We start from the raw sequence: 18,053 nt of genomic DNA on the forward strand, positions 1-18,053 counted from the left end.
ATATAGTTCAAGAAGTAGCCTGATGCCGAAGAGATAAGCCCTATTGGGTGGTATGTATCTGGATATAGTCTGTCTATTTTTCCTGTTGGATAAATGGACAGACTATGTTCCACGAAGACATCCCTACCTGACAGGGCTTTTTTGTATGGGACTTTGAAGAGGAGGGATTGTATGCTGATCACACTATTAGGTGCTATTGCCTCAGCGTTTTTATTTTTAACGCTATGGCAAAAGGCAAAGGCTGATATTTCATTTCTTGAAAGTAAGGCCGTGAGCTTCGGAGAGAGGGAGACGACGATGCTTCGTGAAATTGAGTGGCTCAATCAGCAACTCAGTTTGCAGGGGGTACGATCGAATCCTACGGTAACGCAACCTCAATCCAGCCATCTTCATGAATTCGAGGCATTGGATAGGTGGGATATTGGAGAAACAGTTCCGGTTAAACCGCCTGATGAGTTGCAGGTTGCAGCACTTAATGATGTATCTATGTTATTTCTCACAAAACTCGGGGTTAACACTGCGAATGAAGTAATACCCGAGGGCGAGACCTTACTCCAAACGGAAACCGGGGAATTCGATATTCCATTCGTCGAAGAGCCTGAATTGGAGCAAGGATCATGGTTTCCAGAGAGTGAAGTCACTATGCTCACAGCATCTTCACTCGACAAACCAGGCCTGCACTTCTTTGAAGGGGAGATCATTCAAAAGTTTGGTGAGGATTTTGCAATGGTCTCAAATGGGGAGCATTCCTACCATCTATCCCATGCGAAATTCACTCGCCATCAGCCTGGAGATAAAATTTCTATACAAGTTCTTGTTTCCCCATCGGGAGCTAGGGAAACCATTGCAGTTTGGCCTCAACAGCAAGCTCTCATTTCCGCATGATGGTCAGGTTGGGAATCGCACGTATTCCCAACCATGACTTTTTACCTAAAGTTTTTATATTGGGTATTCCTTACAATCATGTAATATGGTATAAATGATCTGGTCGAAATATGTCATATTACCTACTATTTTGACGTATTTTGCGTTATTTTGTAAAAAGATAGTAAAAAATTACCTAAGAATATATTGACAATTAGCATTGTCATCCAATATATTGAAAATACAAGTTTAAAATCGTAATATTATAAATAAATGATATTATGATATTTTTTATAGGAGGGATTTATATGATACCACAGCAACAACTTTGTATTGATCAGACTATGGATCTGGTCAAGGCACTAATCACAAACGACTGCCCGTTTATAACCATCAGCAATAGTGCTCAGAATGAAGGGACGATCGTTCTTCATTTTTCTCCTCGCGTACGAGTGCCGCGTGTCGAACGCATCACATCGGAAAGTCCGCGGTATGAACGAGGAAAAGTTTACCTTAATCACTTCAAGGATGGAATTGATGAGGGCAATCTCGAGTTTGCACTTGATATCATTGAAACCAAGCTTCTGACAACACGAATGATCTCGGGAAGTATTCACTTTCTGTTCGCTGATGGTGTCATTCAGAATATACAGACAAAAAGCTCTATGCTTCATAGCGATATGTAAGGGAGGGATACCATTGGAACAGAAACTCCCAGCCACCGGCGGAGGTGGAGATTGGTTTAGCACGCCAGATCCCAATGCGATTGACGCTTGGCTTATGAACTTTCTACATATCCTTCAGAAGTATGGGGTATTGTGTACGGCAGTGTGCTGCCTGATGTTCTATTTTTTTTATCGTCTGGCCAAGATCAGAAAAAATCTGGTTGTCGCTAAGTTTTGGATGACAACTTCCTGGGGAATGGTATTCCTTACTATACTATTCATCATTTTGCCGTATTTTGTTTTAGTGTTTTATCAAAGCAATTCTTAAGAGGGAGGACATGCTGTGGCTAAAATCTATCAATTTCCCACTCAGCGTCAGAAACGCCTAGGACTTGCTGATCTTTTCTCTCCGGAGGAAGTAAATACCTATAAAAAATATTTCACAGATAGTGATGACTGGCAGCAAAGCGGAAAAGATCAAGCCATATATCAAGGTTATCCTTGGATGACTCCGTGTGAACCGGTACGTGGTGATATGGTTTGGTATGTTAATGAGAAGCTCGGTTTTGGTACTTGGGTCATCAATAAAAGTTCGGCCAACACTGTAGAGAATACGGATCTTGTTTGGGGCTGGAGTCCATTTGTGCGGAAGTCGCCAGCGCCAATTCATGAGCCTTTAAACTTAACGCAAAAGGAAATGCGACATCACATCGTCTGGATCGTGGATGAAGAAGAATATGGGCAATATGGTCTCGTTACGAATAAAGGAGAGCTCTGGGTACCTCACCCAAGACCTGTCCATTGGAGAGATCATAATGCAGCTTACAGCAACTTGTAGATTACGGCTAAGAGAGCTGCGATCATAAGTTGCTTTTAATTTGTTGTGACGGCACGAGGAAATAAACCGTGGATTTCATTTATATGAAAGGAGACTTTAATTATGCGGACTGCTTTTCTTCCGAGCGGCAAATTAGTCAGTGCAGATGAATACCAGGAATCAATCCATGGCTTTGAAATCCTCTGTATGGACAAATCCTGCCGGGCACCCCTTATTTTTGTGCCTAAATCAGAAAAAGCATCTTCACATTTTAAGACTGTCGGCAAAACTCAAGATACTAAGCATAGTGCTACATGCGGATTTTATTCTCCGCTTGATATTGTTGAAGCAATCGAGAAGGTTACCGAATATCAGGTTGATGTCCTGGAGTCAACAGTAAAGAAAACGCTCATTTCTCTAAACATGAGAGGGCTGGACCCCGACTATGAAAAGAAGAAAACAGAACGAGAAGGTCAGCAAGAAGAGCAGGATCCAGACAAGATTAAGACCAAAGAAAAAAATGAGAATCCAAGTTCAATCAGCTCGCTTAAAAGTATTGTTAAACTTCTTGTAACCTATGAGCCTGACCAGCTGTCAACGATATACTTTTCCATCGGTAATGGAAGAAAAATGCCGATCTCTAAGATGGTGTTAAGTCAAGAACGTGCACATTTCATGTTATGGAACGATCAATCAATCCGTGATGTGGGGTATTTTGTTTATGGCAGGGTCCAAGATTTTCTTCGCAGAGATAAGGTTTGGTTTGTCCGTTTGGAAAAGGTAAACGATGTTCCTTTTACCATCGTTATCTTTGACAAGCATTTTAAACACTTTACATTGTCAGAGGAGAAGTTGAAGGGGAAGGATATCTTAATCTATGGGGTTCTTCGAAAAAATGAATACCAGGATCGTCAGACAACAGAGATTATCATTAAGAGTGATAAGTACATCGAGTTTTTGAAGCGAAGCAAGAATGAATAAAAAAGACCGGTTTCGCCGGTCGCTATATCACTTGTCTTAAGAGTCGACTTTTTTGGATTGTTGCACGATTAAGATCGGTTTACCGTATGGTTCTAAGCTTACATCCTCGATTGACTCCTCAGAGATATAATGTACTTTTTCATTCTCATGGGAAATCTTTTCGATGAGTGCCCAACGGGGCATTTGCCGAAATGATGTTCTCCTTGCTACAAATCCACCTTTGACAGTGGTTCCATCTTTTAAAGTGACTACCATGGGTTGGCCAGCTTTTATCGCACAAACACTTTTTTTCATATATTCGTCTGGTTTCACTGACCCGGCCCCTCACATAAAAATATTTAGTTATAATCATATCATCTTACTTTGGTATTGACTATAAATAACGACTGTTATCTAATAAATATTTTTTGAGTATGACTGTAGAGATTGTGAATCAACTATGCTAGACTAAAACTGTACCTATTTATTTGCTCGCCTTGTAACTGATTGACAAGGAAGAGCTTGACTATGAAGAGACAAGCCCTATGGGTGGAATGATCCGATAAGGATATGTTTGCATGGCAGACGTATTCAGGAGGACAATCCCACTAATAGGGCTTTATTTGTTTTAGGGGGAGGATACGAACGGCTTTATGATAAAAAATTCGACAATACTATTGAAGGAAAGCGCTCAATTGAAGCGCTTTTTATTATGTCTAAGGAGATGATTCGAAGTGGAACTAGGACTTGTTAGTTGTAGCAAGAGTAAAGCAACCACAAAAATGAAAGCACGAGATTTATATACGGGTGATTTGTTTAGGAAAGCGAGCAGATATGCCTCCGAACGTCATGGCCGGTGGATGATCTTGAGTGCTTTAACGGACTTGTCCATCCAAATGATGAGCTCGAACCTTATACCAGGAGAGGCAAACGCACGGAGGAGGAAAGTATATGCAAGCATGCAAGCTTGAGTACACATGGTGGAAATGGCCAGCTGATCCGCTCGAGGTACTAAAAAAGTATTTCTCGACCATTGAAGAAGCGCTTTTTTATGCTGATATGCATCTGCAGCATTATAAAGGTTGGCGGATTGTCTGTAGGGGCCAAGTAATATGTAATCAGATGGACTATATCATTGGCAATCGAACATTACTGGATCGTAGGGAGGAAGTTCTGTGATTAATGTATATGAGTATGATAAAGAGCTTGGATGGACTTCGGCAGCAATACCTGTTGCTACCTTAACTGAGGCGAAGGAGCTGTCGATATCCATTGCCCGAAAGTATTGTAAAGAGGAGCCTGCTTTTACCGGGAATATCTGTATAGGAGCATCCAATAAGGGGGCAATTATAATCCCAGAATGGATGGCGTTCTATAATAAAGAAAGCGGTAAGAAATATTGTGCAGTTACTTGGTTGGAGGCTTTTCCAGGAGAAGAAGAGGCTACAACACAGCTTCTGGCAGCTGATCATGGGATTGATCCTACACAGATTGAAGTTCGATTCGAATGAGAAGGCAGCTCTAAGGCTGTCTTTATTATTTTTTAGGTGGTTGATCGATGTGGCAATGATTAATGGAATCAGGCTACGGGCTAGAAGAAAGGTACCTGGTACCGTGTACCAATCTCGCTCGACTATAGAGATCGATGGGGAAAAGGCGGGGCATTCTCTTTTTGATCAATCAAGTAACCTCGTCTCGATTCATATTATTGAGAAGAAAAAGGCTATGTTGGGGGAGCGGATTCAGGACTATTTTATGGCCAATCCCCCTATCGTTGAGTCTATTGAAGTCTTTATTCTTGAGCTACAAGAATTATCCAATCACGAAAAAACCTTCAAACGCTGCATCAAGGATGGATACACATTATTAGCGATCTTTCGTTATCGCAAGCGTCATTGGGTCTATGATTTCAAGTACAAGCGGACGGAATGTATTGCTATACAAGACGAGGCAACCCTTTCGGAGTGTATTAAAATGAAGCTCGCCGTAGAAATCAGTGTTTACAGAAGCACAGAGGATTTTTGTATCAAATGTTAAGCAGCTGCCAGATGCAAAATATTATTGTGGCATGAAAAATAATAAGCCATCTATGAAGGAGAAGATCGTGATGAATCTTAAAGGAAATAACTATCCGTCGGGCTTATATACTAAAAAATCTGGCTATGACGAATTACAACGGCTAAAGGCAAGTTATACTCGTAACGGGTATAACTTGCTATATGATGATGTTAATAGTATCTCCCTTTGGAAAGCTGGGAACTCCACTATTGGCGGTCAAAGCGTGAAGTTCAGCCTTGAGAGAACAAAGTTATTTTGGTTTCGCATCCGTCAAGAAGTCGAAATAGAACGAAAGATCTGAATGAATTAGCTGATAACAGATATAAGAAATAAGGTCCTCCACCCCTGCGTGGAGGGGAGCGATTTTAATGCCCCCCTGCACGCTATTTGCAGGGGGGCTAATTTAAGGAGGAACCTATAATGGACAAAAAATGGACGATGAACAAGCAGTTCAAGGATAGCACTCAAAAAGCGGCGGTATCTAACTTAGTCGAAGAGGTCGAACAAAGGGACGATCGAAGTCATCCTTCCGTTCAATTCCGAATGGGGATGTTTCGAACACAGACTCCTATTGCTTATAACGGGTTCATTACCGGCTTTACGAACGATGTAGAATATTCACCCTTCTTTACCCGTGCTGAATCGGACCGTGTCATTCAGCTTCTCGAAACTGAGGATTTTAAATTTCGGTACGATGAATCCATTGATGCCTACTGGGTTAGCTTGGACGGTGAAAAGGATTGTGATATTCATTATCCAGTCGATATCAACGTTAATGGCGTAACGCTTCATGTCTACCCGATCGGTGCCGGTTACGTCGTTTGGGAAGAGAACCGAGAACATCGATATTATTTAAACGTGGATGCAGAAACTGGTGAAGAAGGATGGATTTTCTTCCATGATCCGGACAGACACCGAGAAGAGGATAACATTTTAGAGGTTTACAACGATCCCTGTTTTAGCCGCAGACGATTCGATAAGATGTCGCTCTTGATGATCACGAAGAATGAATATGACGAATTGTTTTTGTTGCACGACAAACCAGAAGACGTTAAGTTTTGAAGTGACAAACATTGTTTTGAAGTTGACAATAATATTTAGAAGTAACAAATAAGGTCTTGAAGTAATTAGGCGCCGGCGATTATGTCCACAGAAAATAAAGTCTTAGACTTTATCATAGATTCCTGTTCAAATCCAATGGTAAAGTGGTATTTGGTAAAAGAGAGGGGTTGTTTTATTTGGCGGCGGGATTTGATCTTTTTAATATATTAGGCGCTCTTGGCACCCCGGTTGAAGTAAACAATAAAGTTTTGAAGTAACAAACAATGTCTTGAAGTGACAAATACAGTTCTGAAGTATATAAAATGATCTTCTTGGCTACCAAGATGTTGTCCTTAGTCAGCAGCAGCTGCGTTCACTCCATTGGGTGAACGCATATTTTAATCTCTGTGGGTCCAATTCCCCGCAGCTTGCTGCGACAGTAGTAGTAGCTTAGATTTGAACTATAAGCACATAAGAAAAAATCAGAAGGAGACGCTGTGATTTGAGTAAGTATATACATAAATCACACAACGTTTCAGTGCTCATGTATCATTTTGTCTGTCCAGCCAAGTACAGAAGAACGGTGATCAGTAAAGAAGTCGATGAAACGATGAAAGAAATTTGTATCGAAATATCCAAGCGATATGAGATCGAATTTTTGGAGATTGGTACAGATAAAAACCATGTGCATTTTCTGATACATTCGGTACCAAGCTACAGTTCAACAAAAATAATACAAACGATCAAGAGCATAACAGCGAGAGAAATATTTGCCCGTCATCCAGAAGTAAAAAAGAAATTATGGGGTGGGCAGTTTTGGTCTGATGTCTATTTTGTCAATACGGTCAGTCAGTTTGGCAGTGAAGCAACGATAAGAAATTATGTGAAGAATCAAGGAGTAGAAGAGATTTTATAAAGTTGCACCAAAAAGTTGATGGGGAGCAGTTGACCTTGTTCTAAGCGAGCGAAGCGATTTGGGGAAGAAAAGATACCCCGCAGCTTGCTGCGGGGAGAATTCATTGGTAATAAGTTGGTCGAAAAAAGTGGTGAGTAGTATCTGCATACTCCGATTGAAAGATGCATAGAAATTGCAGAACAACAAATACGCTACGCGTTCTTATATCTTTTATGCCAATCATAAATATTGCTTTTGTGTATATTGATTGGGACAATTTATTTGTTTAAACTATTTTCTTGGTAACGAATACGGTATGAACGAGGAGATTCGCCTACTTCCCGTTTGAAAATGGAGCAGAATTGCGCATCATTTGAAAACCCAGAATTCATTGCGATTGAAGTAATAGACTTGTCAGTGTATCGCAGCATTCGAATCGCATTCTCGATTCGTTTGTTCATAATATAAGTGATTGGCGAGACGCCAAATTTTTGCTTAAACAAATGCCGAAAGTGATGGTAGCTGTAACCTGCCATGGCAGATAGTGTTTCGACGCGAATGATTTCATTGTAATGCTCATCCATATAATTAATGGCGAACATCAGATTGTCTTCCTGTCTTGCAGGATCTAAAGTCTCTACATTGCGCATGTGTTCGACGAGTGCTTCACTGATGCACAAATCGAGTTTGACGGCGTATAGAGGCTTTTTTTCCTGCATTTCCTCTTTCATGATCCCTAATATTCCCTCTAGCGTATGCTTGTTATCGTCCTTGAACAACCCCTCGTACAACGTAGGTAAACGATGCGTATCGTCAACACGAAAACCTACACACAGTACGTCTGTCTCTTCAAAGCGTCGTTCATCGTGCTGTGTACCAGGGCGGATGATGGCATACGTATGGGGAGAGTAACGATACTCAATAGGACCAACCTTCGATATGCCGCTGCCTGATTGATAGTAAACAAGCTCAAAGCAGTTATGCTTGTGCATCGAAATATAGCTGTCTTTAGGCCGAACTGCATCAAAAATAAAATCCGTTTGCGCCAGCATCCGCAACTATCACCCCTTTGCACAAATCACCACATCGTATAAAAAAATGACCACATCATTAAATTATTTTGCACCGCATTCAAGCTACAATAGGAACGAAGTCAAGAGCACTTTTTCGTATAACCAAATCATAGAACATAATGGAGTGATTTTCAATGAAGGGACAAAAAAGAATTACTGTCGTTGGCAGCCTGAACATGGACCTCGTCGTCTCCATGCAGCGAATGCCGAGAATCGGAGAAACCGTGAACGGTCATGAAATGCATATCATTCCCGGAGGCAAGGGGGCGAACCAAGCTGTCGGTTGCGCCAAGCTTGGCGCTCAAGTGTTATTGATCGGTGCTGTTGGCAAAGACAGCTTCGGAGATGAGTTGCTTATAAAATTGGAGACGACAGGCATCTGTACGGATTCGATTGTGCGGCTGGATGATTACTCTACGGGGACGGCCACGATTTTCCATACTCCGCAGGACAATTGTATCGTCGTCGTTGCGGGTGCAAATGGACAATGCACACCAGAGCTAGTTGTCCATTGTGAAGCAAAGATTCGCGAGGCGGACGTGCTACTTGTGCAGTTGGAAATACCGCTCGACTCCGTTCAAACCGCCCTACGCATCGCACGAAGCGCCGGCGTCATCACCGTCCTCAACCCAGCTCCAGCGGTGCGGCTGCCAAAAGAGATTCTGGACCTTACAGATGTATTGACTCCGAATGAGACGGAATTCGAACTGCTGAGCGGGGCTTCTTATGGCAGTGATGTTGAGCTGCAACAGGGAATGCTGCGATGGGAACAAAACGGTCCGAGGGTGATTGTGACTCGGGGGGAGAAAGGAGCATCGCTGATTAAGGACGGAGTGCTTCATACCGTACCGACGAGGAGTGTACACGTAGTCGATACGACAGGAGCAGGTGATGCATTTAATGCCGCCTTATGTTTTTCACTCGCCGGAGGAGGGGACATCCTTGATGCAGTGGATACAGCGGTGAAAGCAGCATCCATATCGGTTACACGCTTAGGCGCGCAGGCAGGAATGCCGACCATGGAGGAGGTGTCCAGGCTATGAAAAAAATGGGTATTATCAACAGTGAAATCGCAAAAGTGATCGCTGCGATGGGTCATACGGATACGTTGGTTATTGTCGATTCCGGGTATCCGATTCCACCGAACGTTCATCGGATCGACCTCTCGCTCAGGTCTGGATTCCCCAGTATTTTGGACGTGTTGCAAGAAGTGGAGAAAGAATTGGCAGTGGAGAAACTGACTTGCGCAGCCGAATCCGCTCATTATTGCTCTAGTCTTATCGAAGAGGCAGTCGCCATGTTCCCGGGCGCAAGCTCGGAATCCGTGCCGCATGCCGAGTTTAAGGATCGCGCAAGATTCGCAGCGGCAATTATTCGTACGGGAGAATGCACAGCATATTCTAACATTATTTTACAAGCAGGAGTTACTTTCCCCTTGTAAAACCAACATAACCTATCTACAGGAGGAATTTTATATGATTAACTATCCAAAGCTTACTGAAGAAAAACGTCTTCGACGGCTTACCTACCCGCAAGGCCGTATAAGAATGGTACTTGATACCGACACTTTCAACGAAATCGACGACCAGTTCGCAGTCGTGTATGCGCTGAAGTCGCCAGAACGACTACAAATTGAGGCTTTCTATGCTGCGCCCTTCTTTAACGAGCTGTCCACAGGACCACAAGACGGCATGGAAAAGAGCTATCGCGAATTAAAGAAAATTACCGCTCTACTGCCTGAAGCGGAAGGCATTCCGATCTATCGCGGCTCAGAAGCGTACCTTCCAGGACCGGAAACGCCTGTTGAAAGCGAGGCTGCGCGCAATCTCGTTGAACGTGCGATGGCTTCCAGCGAGGAAGATCCACTGTATGTTGTCGCGATCGGTGCAATTACGAACGTGGCCTCAGCCATTCTCATGGAACCGCGCATTATCGAGAAGATCGTCGTTATTTGGCTCGGAGGCAACGCCTTGCATTGGCCGGATACGAAAGAATTCAATCTTATTCAGGATTTGCATGCTTCGCGTATTATCTTAGATTGTGGTGTGCCGCTAGTGCTCATTCCCTGCATGGGAGTTGCTACCCATTTACAAACGACATTGTCAGAGCTTCGCGATTACGTATATAAACGTGGAGCCATTGGGAAGTATTTGTTCGAAACCTATGAAGGCTGCTGCAACGATCATTTCGCCTACTCGCGTGTCATATGGGACATCGCGACAATTGCTTACTTGCAGAATGATTCGTGGTGCGCGAACTCGCTTGTGGCAAGCCCGATTCTCTCTGAACAATTCCATTGGAGCTTCGACGCCTCGCGTCATTTTATTCGCTACATTTACCATATCCAGCGTGATCACGTGTTTCGAGATTTATTCCAGAGACTGGAATGAAGATCTATACGGACAGTGATTTCTTCCGGAGAGCTTCGTTTCCATTGTTCATTGATCAGTATACGATTGGTAAAGGGGAGAAGATCCCAAGCCATTCACATTCCTTTCATGAGCTCATGTATGTCCTTGAGGGGGATGCCAGCCATGAAATGATGGGGGTTGTCTATCAACTGAAGCCTGGGGATTTGTTCGTGCTTGAGCCAGGGATGGGGCATAGCTTTCAGGGCACAGATCAGGAAACGAAGGTTTACAATGTGATGTTTCAGCGTGAATGCCTGCATCACGAGCTTTCCAGGTTGAGCGAAATTCCGGAATTTATGAAATTTTTCTACTTGGCGCCATTCTTGCGAATGACGTCATCTTTTTATCCGTATACGAATGTGGCCGGCACCTCTAGGATGCAGCTGGAAGCGAAGCTGCAAACCATGGAGCAAGAACATAAGCATCGGAAGCCTGGATTCGAGCTGTTGCTTAGGACACAGCTGATCGAGATGTTTGTTTTAGTTAGTCGCGACCTAATGCAAGTGCAAGAAGCGGAAAGGGATCAATCTCAGCAAAATCAGGATTGGATCAATTTGGTTGTCGCCATGCTGAAGCAGCAATATACCCAACCGCTGCAGCTCAAGCAATTCAGCCGAATGTGTGGGATGAGTCCCTCATCCTTTGCACAAAAATTTAAGCGATTTACGGGGAGAAGCTTCCTGAGTTACAAGCAGGAGCTCCAGCTGCAAGAGGCCTGCAGACTGCTTCATAAAACGGAAAAAACGATTCTGGAAGTTGCACAGGAAGCGGGGTACGACGATCTGAGCTATTTCTATCGGATATTTCGAAAAAAGATGGGGATGCCCCCCGTCCAATACCGCAAGAAAAGGGTTGATGAGTAAGCTCATCAGCCCTTTTCTCATTTTGCTAAGCAAGCTTCGGAAACAGTGGTCCTGAAATTGGCTTGCCTACATCTAGTCCTCTGGCGTAATCGGCGAGAATGTGCGGCTTACCGCTGTATGTTATTCCATCAGGCATGTAGATGACAGCCAACACCCGGCGTGGTTTATCGGTTGTATTCGAATGGGCGTAGTGGAACGTTAGTCCGTCATGGAACGTGCAGGAACCTGACTTCATTCGGACAATAACCGGCTTCTGTCGTGTTTCTTGTTCTTCTCCATGGACGAACTCATAAATATCTTGTGGCTCAATGAGATCGATGGCTTGCAGCTTGCCGATTTTGTGTGACTTCGGTACGAACATCATGCAGCCGTTATCCTCGTTGACATCGTCGAGCGGAAGCCACATCGATAGTGCGCCGGATTCGTTCATTGGCCAGTAGGGAAGATCCTGATGCCATGGTGTTGGTTTGGAATCTCCTGGCATCTTAAATAGTAGATGGTCGTGGAACAATCGGACCCCAGGCTGACCGGAGAGTTGTCGGGCAGTATCAGCAAATCGTGAATGTAATGAGAATTTGGCCATCCCTCCATGATCACGCCATGTGTTGAATCGTTGATTCAGCACACGAAAGTATCCACGGTTTTCTTTGTCTGGCTGTTGGGAATGAGAATGTTCCTCCAAAATGGCTTCATCCGCATATTGGCGAAGTTCCTCCATCTCTTCTGGCGTGATGATGTTGTCGATTTGAACAAAACCATTTTCCCGGTAAAATGCGATTTGCTCCTCGGTGATCGTTACATTCATGTGATTCAGCTCTCCTTTTATCTGTGATATCTAGGTTATATCACTGGACGGATAGCAATATCTTGGACTTTTAAGCAAACTTATTGGATAAAATTTAGACTCCGGTTTGACTCCGGCTGAGGTAAACAAAAGACAGTATACAAGTAAACAAAAAAGACTAGAAGAAAAGGAAATAACCTCGTACAATAGCATTAATCGCTATGAAGGAATTCATTATCCATTCTTTTTATATACTACAAGGAGATGCATATATTTGAAAACGCTTACAAAATATAGAGTGTTTCTAACTGAATTTACTATTTTTCAGAAGCTTGTTGCTACGTTCTTACTAGCTTTGATTCCTATTCTCGTTATTAGCTTCATGATGAATATTTCGAGTGAAGCTACGATTCGTAAAGATATCTCGACATCCATGAATTCGCGCGTCCATTTTTATTTAAGTACATTTGAGACTGACTTGGAGAGGATCATCCGCATGAAACAGCGGTACATGGTCGACGAGGATGTTCAGAATCTGATAATGTTTCACCAAATTCTTCCTTTCAGTGAGCAAAGGACGAGTATGATCACGATTCAAGAAAAGCTTAGACAGTTTCGCGATTCCAGCTTATTCGTGCAAGAACTGAAGTTGTTTATACCGGAGTTGAATTTGAACATCCAGGATGAGATAATCGACCGCAGTCTGCCTTCGGATGAGATTGCCGTATTGGAGCAACTGCGTAGCAAGAATGGAACTGTCGCACCGGTAAACAATGAATTGATTCTGGGAGACAGCTATCCCAAGTATATGTTGAACGACCACCCTCCAGATGCGTGGCTGGAGGTTGTTCTTTCGACCAAAAACATGGAGTCCTCTTTAAAACAAATTTCACAATACAATGACGGGGAAGCGATCATTTTTGATAACAGCGGCAATTGGTCGCTGGGTGTTCCTCCAGAGCAAGGAATCAAGGCAAAGGAAATGCTGGGCTTGCTTCAAAGGAATGCCGCACCTGGACAGAAAAGCGGAGTCGGGCGTTTCGAGCTCAACAAGACATCCTATTATTTTGCTTATGAATACTCAGAATTATTGAATGGTACCCTGATGGTGTACGTGCCAGAGTCCCAAGTGCTGGGTCCGCTGGATTGGTACAAGCGCGTATTTTGGATTCTGGCGGTGACCTCTACGGGGGTTATCTTATTTTTCTCGCTTTGGATCTACCGACTTATTCACCAACCGATGTACCGACTGACGAGTGCATTCCGGAGACTTGAGAAAGGGGAATTTCAACTAGTACTTTCGTATAAGAGAAAGGACGAGTTCCGATACTTGTATGAGCAATTTAACAATATGACACAACGGTTGAAGCAACTGATCCAAGACGTGTACGAGCAAGAACTGCGCTCGAATCGAGCGGAGTTGAAGCAATTGCAGTCCCAGATCAATCCCCATTTCCTATACAATATTTTCTTCTTATTGAACCGGATTTTGCAATTTGAGGACATCGATAACGCTAAAGCAATTACCCGTCATCTCGGGTCCTATTTCCGCTATATTACACGCAATTCCAAGGATGAAGTGGCTTTGGAGCAGGAGATGGAGCATATCCGCTACTATATTTCCATACAGACGATTCGTTTCGGGCGGAGGCTGCATGTCGAATTGGACGATTTGCCGAAGGAAGCAAGTCAGCTCTTAGTGCCTAAATTAATTTTACAGCCGATTGTGGAAAATGCATTTGAATATGGCTTGGAGGAACATGCGGAGCAAGGCATTTTGCATATTCGTTGTTTGATAAAAGAAGAGGCTTTCGAAATTCACATTGAGGAGAATGGTAAAGGCTTGACGGGCGATGAGCTGGCTGCATTGAGCGAACGATTGAATTCTACAGAGATAGGGATGGAGACCACAGGGATCATCAATGTGCACCGGAGATTGCAGCTAAGCTTTGGCAAGCTGTTTGGCCTGCATGTCACTCGCAGCGCGCTGGGCGGTGTGTTAGTTACGGTTCGCGTCCCTCTTCATCCATCTAATAGGGAGGCATAAGGAAAACTATGTATCGTTTACTGATTGTGGACAATGAAGAATACGTCGTTGATGGGCTAGTAGAACTATTTCGCCATGAGAAAGAGCTAGATCTGGAAGTGCTGGGTGCTTATTCTTCATCCGAAGGGCTCAAGTGTCTGATGAGTACCAAGATTGACATCGTGATCACCGATATCCGTATGCCAGGTATGAGCGGGTTGGAACTGCAGAAAGTGATTGTCAGCCGTTGGCCGCGCTGCAAGGTCATTTTTCTGTCTGGTTATGATGATTTTAATTATGCTCAGGAAGCGATGCGAGTAGGCTCTTCCAACTACATCTTAAAGACGGAAGGAGACGAGGTCATCGTTGAAGCTGTCCGGCAGGCAACGCTACAACTGCAATCCGATACGGAAACGCAAAATATTATCATGCAGGCTAAACAAAAAATTCAGCAAGCGGCGGATGCGTTAAGACGCGAATATTTCAGCAATCTTATACTGGGGGATAGCTATGCCTACCGTACGATGGAGAAGCAGTTCTCGGATCTTTGTATCCCTTTGTCGGCTAAGAAGCCAGTTTTTGTCGCTGTTGTCCGAATAGATGAATGGAGCCGAGATTTCAGCTTCTACGATAAATCACTGCTGCAATATGGCGTACAAAATATCGCGCAGGAACATTTGGATTTATCTACGATTCACTCATCATTTGTATACGAGAGATCCAAAATGATCTGGCTGATCCAGCCTAAATCGGATGATTGGCATCCGCATCAAGTTGTTCACGACCACCTATGGCGGATGACGCAACATTTCATTTACGGTTCGTTTGAGAGTATCCAATCGACGTGTGTTGATTTGCTGCACTTGCCGATTTCTGTAACCATTAGCCGGGAAGCCGTAGCATGGATGGATTTACGATCGGCGTATGAGAAGCTGAGCCATTATTTTGAGTTTGGCATGAAGAAGCAGCTTCTCATCGTTGAAGCGGATAATGCCGTGGCCTCAGGGGGCGCAGCTGTGGAACGCATCCATACCCAAGAGGTGCTGAAGCAGTACGAACTGCTTAATTATTATTTGGAAAATAATGAAGGTACGGAATTTTTCAGTATTCTTCAAATGTTAATGGAGACCGGGCACAAAGCATCCTCCTCTTCAAATTCGGTCATGGCCTTGCAAATCGCAAGCACGGTATCCTCAATTATGCTCAGCTTTATGGAAAATCTGTCGCTCAAAGAAGAGCCTAAGTCCTATGTTACCGATATCCAAAATCTGCTAAGGCCGGAATCGTTGGCAAACTGGAAACAAACCGAAATGCAGCTTTTCCATTTGGCCGAAGTGTTGTTCGAACACAAATCTGCGGCCACTGCTAACGGAGAGGAAGAAATTGTTTACCAAGTTAATCACTACATTCAGCGCAACTTAGGAGGAGACTTGACACTCAAGACGATTGCACAAGAGATAGGACATAATCCATCTTACTTGTCGCGTTTGTATAAACAAAAGGCCGGCCAGGGCTTGTCCGAAACGATTTTGGACGCCAGGCTGAATCGGGCGAAGGAGCTATTGATTCAACCGCAATATAAAATAAATGACGTTTCGAAAATGGTAGGTTTTCTTTCGGAGCATTATTTTTACCGTTTCTTTAAAAGGGCGACAAGACTTACCCCGCAGGAGTTCCGTGAACTAGAAGTAAATAGAAGGCAGTAAAAACAGTAAACAGATTGAAGTAGATATCAGCATGCCTTCCATCCTAGAATAAAGGTAAGAGAGAGGCCGGCTCTCCTGGCAAATGAATTATTTCCCGTTTCCCATTAACAGTGAAATACACAGGAGGTCTGAAATTTATGAAGAAAATGCGTATGACGACAATTGCATGCTCAGTACTAGTACTCTCAGGCTTGTTAGCGGGCTGCAGTAAGTCACCTGCAATTTCCAGCACGAGCAAGCCTAGTACGGATAACGTTGCGACGACAACGACCACACCAGTCGGGGACAAAAAGGCAGATCCTGTGAAAGTTGATTGGTATGTCGATCTTTCCTGGTGGAAATATCAAGGCGATTTAGGCAAAGATGAATTTTCTAAACTTATTAGAGATAAGTTCGGTTTAGACATTAACTTCATCACACCGGCAGCTGACGACGGGCAGAAAATGGCCGCTATGATTGCATCCAATACGCTTCCCGATATTATTACATATGAAGGCTGGAAGGATGATCCGGGTTACAAGTTGTTCAAAAGCGGTTCTCTCGCGTCAATGGATCAATTGATCGAGAAGTACACGCCAGAGTTCAAAGACAAGGTCTACAAGGACGTGGCCGATTGGTATCGGCAAAGTGACGGACATTTCTATGGTTTGCCAAATTATGCTTACTCCAAGTTCGAAATGAAGCCGGGAGAGAAGCTTGAGCCGAACAGCGGCTTTACGCTGCGCAAAGATATTTTGGAGAAATTAGGAAACCCGGATATCTCCACAGCAGACAAATTTATGAATGTCCTTGAACGAGTCAAAAACGAAGTGAAAACGTACGATGGCAAGCCTCTCATTCCGCTGCAATTGTATGAGTTTACGGATAAAGGTTCAGGCTCGATTAACTGGCTGCAACAATATTTCTCCACTCCTTTTGAAGATAAGAATGGCAATTTTTTAGATGTCCGCTTTCAAGAGAACTACTATGCAGGAATTAAATTTCTGAACGAAGCGTACCGCAAGGGCCTAATCTCGCAAGATAACTTTACGGATAAGCGCGATCAGATCAACGAGAAGGTAGCCAGCGGTAAAGTATTCGCTATGCTTACAGCTAATCAGGATTTCGATGCTCAATACCGTACATTGTATAGAGCGGATAATAAGGCGCAATATCAAGCGTTCGCTCTTCGCAATAATAAAGGCGAGGAACTGTATCTCCAGGATCTACGGGGCTATGGCTGGCTGTTAACTTCCGTTAACAAAAATACGAAGTATGCCGACCGTATCACGAAATTAATCGCATTCCTGAACAGCAAAGAAGGCCAATACATGACTGAATTCGGCTTCGAAGGCAAGACGTATACGAAGAGCGCGGACGGCACTTTCCAGAAGACAGAGGAATTTGATAAAGGTCTTGCATCTGGCGAATCGGCGAAGAAATATGGAGTTGGCATGGGAATCGGCTTTAACCTCCAGCAGGATTGGTTGACTGTGAAAGATATGTATGCCAAGCCTACAAAGCCTGAAGATATTTATATGCAAGATATCAAAAAGCCTTTATTGCCATTCAGTTATGATTTCAATGCGGCAAATCCGAAGTTCGATCCGGAGAATGTGAAATATAACGAGATGACGGATCTGAAGAACAAGCTAGATCTGTTGTGGGGTCGTTTGCTGCCTAAGATGATTCTAGCGGATTCTGAAGCAAAAAGCCGTCAAGCTTATGATGATGCTATTGCTAAGATGAAAGATGCCGGTTGGGATAAACTGAATACGTTTAACCAAGAGATGTACCAAGCGACGAAAAAACGTCTGGGCACTGAGTATGGTTGGCCTGGAAATGCGAAGAAATAGATATTAGATGATAAAGCAAGGCATGCAGTTGCTGCTTCAGCTGCTGAGTGCCTTG

21 protein-coding genes and 1 pseudogene are annotated in these 18,053 nt (G+C 43.6%); 19 read left to right on the plus strand and 3 right to left on the minus strand.

The genetic code is table 11. The annotated features are described in order from the left end of the window. Positions 1–171: 171 nt before the first annotated feature. The 5 genes from BLT91_RS17265 to BLT91_RS17285 all read left to right on the plus strand — a co-directional run bounded on the left by BLT91_RS17265 (position 172) and on the right by BLT91_RS17285 (position 3,327). Positions 172–885, plus strand: a complete 714-nt coding sequence (locus BLT91_RS17265; RefSeq protein ID WP_090823121.1) for a hypothetical protein — start codon at positions 172–174, stop codon at positions 883–885. Positions 886–1,172: 287 nt separating this feature from the next. Further along, a complete protein-coding gene (locus BLT91_RS17270) occupies positions 1,173–1,550 on the plus strand; it encodes a hypothetical protein (protein WP_090823123.1) in 378 nt (125 codons plus the stop codon). A 13-nt stretch (positions 1,551–1,563) separates the two neighbouring features. Further along, positions 1,564–1,857 (plus strand): hypothetical protein, encoded by a 294-nt coding sequence (locus BLT91_RS17275; RefSeq protein WP_090823126.1) that lies wholly within the window; start codon positions 1,564–1,566, stop codon positions 1,855–1,857. A 15-nt stretch (positions 1,858–1,872) separates the two neighbouring features. Further along, positions 1,873–2,367 carry a hypothetical protein gene (locus BLT91_RS17280; RefSeq protein WP_090823128.1) on the plus strand — a complete coding sequence of 165 codons (495 nt, stop codon included), beginning with the start codon at positions 1,873–1,875 and terminating at the stop codon, positions 2,365–2,367. Positions 2,368–2,469: 102 nt separating this feature from the next. Next, positions 2,470–3,327, plus strand: a complete 858-nt coding sequence (locus BLT91_RS17285) for a hypothetical protein (RefSeq protein ID WP_090823129.1) — start codon at positions 2,470–2,472, stop codon at positions 3,325–3,327. A 36-nt stretch (positions 3,328–3,363) separates the two neighbouring features. On the opposite strand, the gene BLT91_RS17290 is transcribed toward BLT91_RS17285, so the two are convergent. Continuing rightward, the gene (locus tag BLT91_RS17290) at positions 3,364–3,639 is read right to left on the minus strand and encodes a hypothetical protein (RefSeq protein WP_090823131.1); all 276 of its coding nucleotides are present in this window, start codon (positions 3,637–3,639) and stop codon (positions 3,364–3,366) included. A gap of 401 nt (positions 3,640–4,040) precedes the next feature. Between BLT91_RS17290 and BLT91_RS33905 the strand changes: the two genes are divergently transcribed. The 7 genes and pseudogenes from BLT91_RS33905 (at position 4,041) to tnpA (ending at position 7,365) form a co-directional block, all read left to right on the plus strand. Beyond that, on the plus strand, positions 4,041–4,277 hold the full coding sequence (locus BLT91_RS33905; protein WP_090823133.1) for a DUF6884 domain-containing protein: 237 nt from the start codon (positions 4,041–4,043) through the stop codon (positions 4,275–4,277). Continuing rightward, positions 4,258–4,485, plus strand: coding sequence for a hypothetical protein (locus tag BLT91_RS17300; RefSeq protein ID WP_090823135.1), 228 nt, complete (start codon positions 4,258–4,260; stop codon positions 4,483–4,485). Before BLT91_RS33905 ends, BLT91_RS17300 begins: the two co-directional genes overlap by 20 nt. After that, positions 4,482–4,817, plus strand: a complete 336-nt coding sequence (locus BLT91_RS17305; protein WP_090823137.1) for a hypothetical protein — start codon at positions 4,482–4,484, stop codon at positions 4,815–4,817. Before BLT91_RS17300 ends, BLT91_RS17305 begins: the two co-directional genes overlap by 4 nt. A gap of 49 nt (positions 4,818–4,866) precedes the next feature. Further along, positions 4,867–5,343, plus strand: a complete 477-nt coding sequence (locus tag BLT91_RS17310) for a hypothetical protein (protein WP_090823141.1) — start codon at positions 4,867–4,869, stop codon at positions 5,341–5,343. Between the two features lie 31 nt (positions 5,344–5,374). Beyond that, the gene (locus BLT91_RS17315) at positions 5,375–5,665 is read left to right on the plus strand and encodes a hypothetical protein (RefSeq protein ID WP_217635237.1); all 291 of its coding nucleotides are present in this window, start codon (positions 5,375–5,377) and stop codon (positions 5,663–5,665) included. Positions 5,666–5,784: 119 nt separating this feature from the next. Then, positions 5,785–6,426 carry a hypothetical protein gene (locus tag BLT91_RS17320; protein WP_090823145.1) on the plus strand — a complete coding sequence of 214 codons (642 nt, stop codon included), beginning with the start codon at positions 5,785–5,787 and terminating at the stop codon, positions 6,424–6,426. 481 nt (positions 6,427–6,907) lie between these two features. After that, positions 6,908–7,365 (plus strand): annotated as a pseudogene (gene tnpA / locus BLT91_RS17325) (IS200/IS605 family transposase). 213 nt (positions 7,366–7,578) lie between these two features. On the opposite strand, the gene BLT91_RS17330 reads toward tnpA, so the two are convergent. Continuing rightward, entirely contained in the window at positions 7,579–8,352 is a 774-nt protein-coding gene (locus BLT91_RS17330; protein ID WP_090823147.1) for a helix-turn-helix transcriptional regulator, read from the minus strand. 155 nt (positions 8,353–8,507) lie between these two features. On the opposite strand from BLT91_RS17330, the gene rbsK reads away from it, so the two are divergent. Genes rbsK through BLT91_RS17350 form a run of 4 tightly spaced genes read left to right on the plus strand, consistent with a single transcriptional unit; the run spans position 8,508 to position 11,647 of the window. Continuing rightward, positions 8,508–9,416, plus strand: a complete 909-nt coding sequence (gene rbsK / locus BLT91_RS17335; RefSeq protein ID WP_090823150.1) for a ribokinase — start codon at positions 8,508–8,510, stop codon at positions 9,414–9,416. Further along, positions 9,413–9,814 carry a D-ribose pyranase gene (gene rbsD, locus BLT91_RS17340; RefSeq protein ID WP_090823152.1) on the plus strand — a complete coding sequence of 134 codons (402 nt, stop codon included), beginning with the start codon at positions 9,413–9,415 and terminating at the stop codon, positions 9,812–9,814. The genes rbsK and rbsD overlap by 4 nt, the downstream gene beginning before the upstream one ends. Positions 9,815–9,848: 34 nt before the next feature. Continuing rightward, positions 9,849–10,763 (plus strand): nucleoside hydrolase, encoded by a 915-nt coding sequence (locus tag BLT91_RS17345; protein ID WP_090823154.1) that lies wholly within the window; start codon positions 9,849–9,851, stop codon positions 10,761–10,763. Next, positions 10,760–11,647, plus strand: coding sequence for a helix-turn-helix domain-containing protein (locus BLT91_RS17350; protein WP_090823156.1), 888 nt, complete (start codon positions 10,760–10,762; stop codon positions 11,645–11,647). The genes BLT91_RS17345 and BLT91_RS17350 overlap by 4 nt, the downstream gene beginning before the upstream one ends. A gap of 25 nt (positions 11,648–11,672) precedes the next feature. Here the strand turns inward: BLT91_RS17350 and BLT91_RS17355 are convergent, their stop codons facing one another. Further along, positions 11,673–12,452 (minus strand): phytanoyl-CoA dioxygenase family protein, encoded by a 780-nt coding sequence (locus BLT91_RS17355; protein WP_090823157.1) that lies wholly within the window; start codon positions 12,450–12,452, stop codon positions 11,673–11,675. Positions 12,453–12,705: 253 nt separating this feature from the next. Between BLT91_RS17355 and BLT91_RS17360 the strand changes: the two genes are divergently transcribed. The 3 genes from BLT91_RS17360 (at position 12,706) to BLT91_RS17370 (ending at position 17,998) form a co-directional block, all read left to right on the plus strand. Beyond that, on the plus strand, positions 12,706–14,478 hold the full coding sequence (locus BLT91_RS17360) for a histidine kinase (protein WP_090823159.1): 1,773 nt from the start codon (positions 12,706–12,708) through the stop codon (positions 14,476–14,478). A gap of 8 nt (positions 14,479–14,486) precedes the next feature. After that, the gene (locus tag BLT91_RS17365) at positions 14,487–16,163 is read left to right on the plus strand and encodes a response regulator transcription factor (RefSeq protein ID WP_090823162.1); all 1,677 of its coding nucleotides are present in this window, start codon (positions 14,487–14,489) and stop codon (positions 16,161–16,163) included. Between the two features lie 137 nt (positions 16,164–16,300). After that, entirely contained in the window at positions 16,301–17,998 is a 1,698-nt protein-coding gene (locus BLT91_RS17370; RefSeq protein WP_090823164.1) for a type 2 periplasmic-binding domain-containing protein, read from the plus strand. Positions 17,999–18,053: the final 55 nt, after the last annotated feature.

The sequence above is a fragment of the Paenibacillus sp. yr247 genome, assembly GCF_900103825.1.
Classification (GTDB): Bacteria; Bacillota; Bacilli; order Paenibacillales; family NBRC-103111; genus Paenibacillus_E.

Coding starts and splice junctions, on each gene's coding strand:
- BLT91_RS17265 (WP_090823121.1), top strand. CDS start 172: ATGCTGATCACACTATTAGGTGCTATTGCCTCAGCGTTTTTATTTTTA.
- BLT91_RS17270 (WP_090823123.1), top strand. CDS start 1,173: ATGATACCACAGCAACAACTTTGTATTGATCAGACTATGGATCTGGTC.
- BLT91_RS17285 (WP_090823129.1), top strand. CDS start 2,470: ATGCGGACTGCTTTTCTTCCGAGCGGCAAATTAGTCAGTGCAGATGAA.
- BLT91_RS17300 (WP_090823135.1), top strand. CDS start 4,258: ATGCAAGCATGCAAGCTTGAGTACACATGGTGGAAATGGCCAGCTGAT.
- BLT91_RS17315 (WP_217635237.1), top strand. CDS start 5,375: ATGAAAAATAATAAGCCATCTATGAAGGAGAAGATCGTGATGAATCTT.
- BLT91_RS17320 (WP_090823145.1), top strand. CDS start 5,785: ATGGACAAAAAATGGACGATGAACAAGCAGTTCAAGGATAGCACTCAA.
- BLT91_RS17330 (WP_090823147.1), bottom strand. CDS start 8,352: ATGCTGGCGCAAACGGATTTTATTTTTGATGCAGTTCGGCCTAAAGAC.
- rbsK (WP_090823150.1), top strand. CDS start 8,508: ATGAAGGGACAAAAAAGAATTACTGTCGTTGGCAGCCTGAACATGGAC.
- rbsD (WP_090823152.1), top strand. CDS start 9,413: ATGAAAAAAATGGGTATTATCAACAGTGAAATCGCAAAAGTGATCGCT.
- BLT91_RS17345 (WP_090823154.1), top strand. CDS start 9,849: ATGATTAACTATCCAAAGCTTACTGAAGAAAAACGTCTTCGACGGCTT.
- BLT91_RS17350 (WP_090823156.1), top strand. CDS start 10,760: ATGAAGATCTATACGGACAGTGATTTCTTCCGGAGAGCTTCGTTTCCA.
- BLT91_RS17355 (WP_090823157.1), bottom strand. CDS start 12,452: ATGAATGTAACGATCACCGAGGAGCAAATCGCATTTTACCGGGAAAAT.
- BLT91_RS17365 (WP_090823162.1), top strand. CDS start 14,487: ATGTATCGTTTACTGATTGTGGACAATGAAGAATACGTCGTTGATGGG.
- BLT91_RS17370 (WP_090823164.1), top strand. CDS start 16,301: ATGAAGAAAATGCGTATGACGACAATTGCATGCTCAGTACTAGTACTC.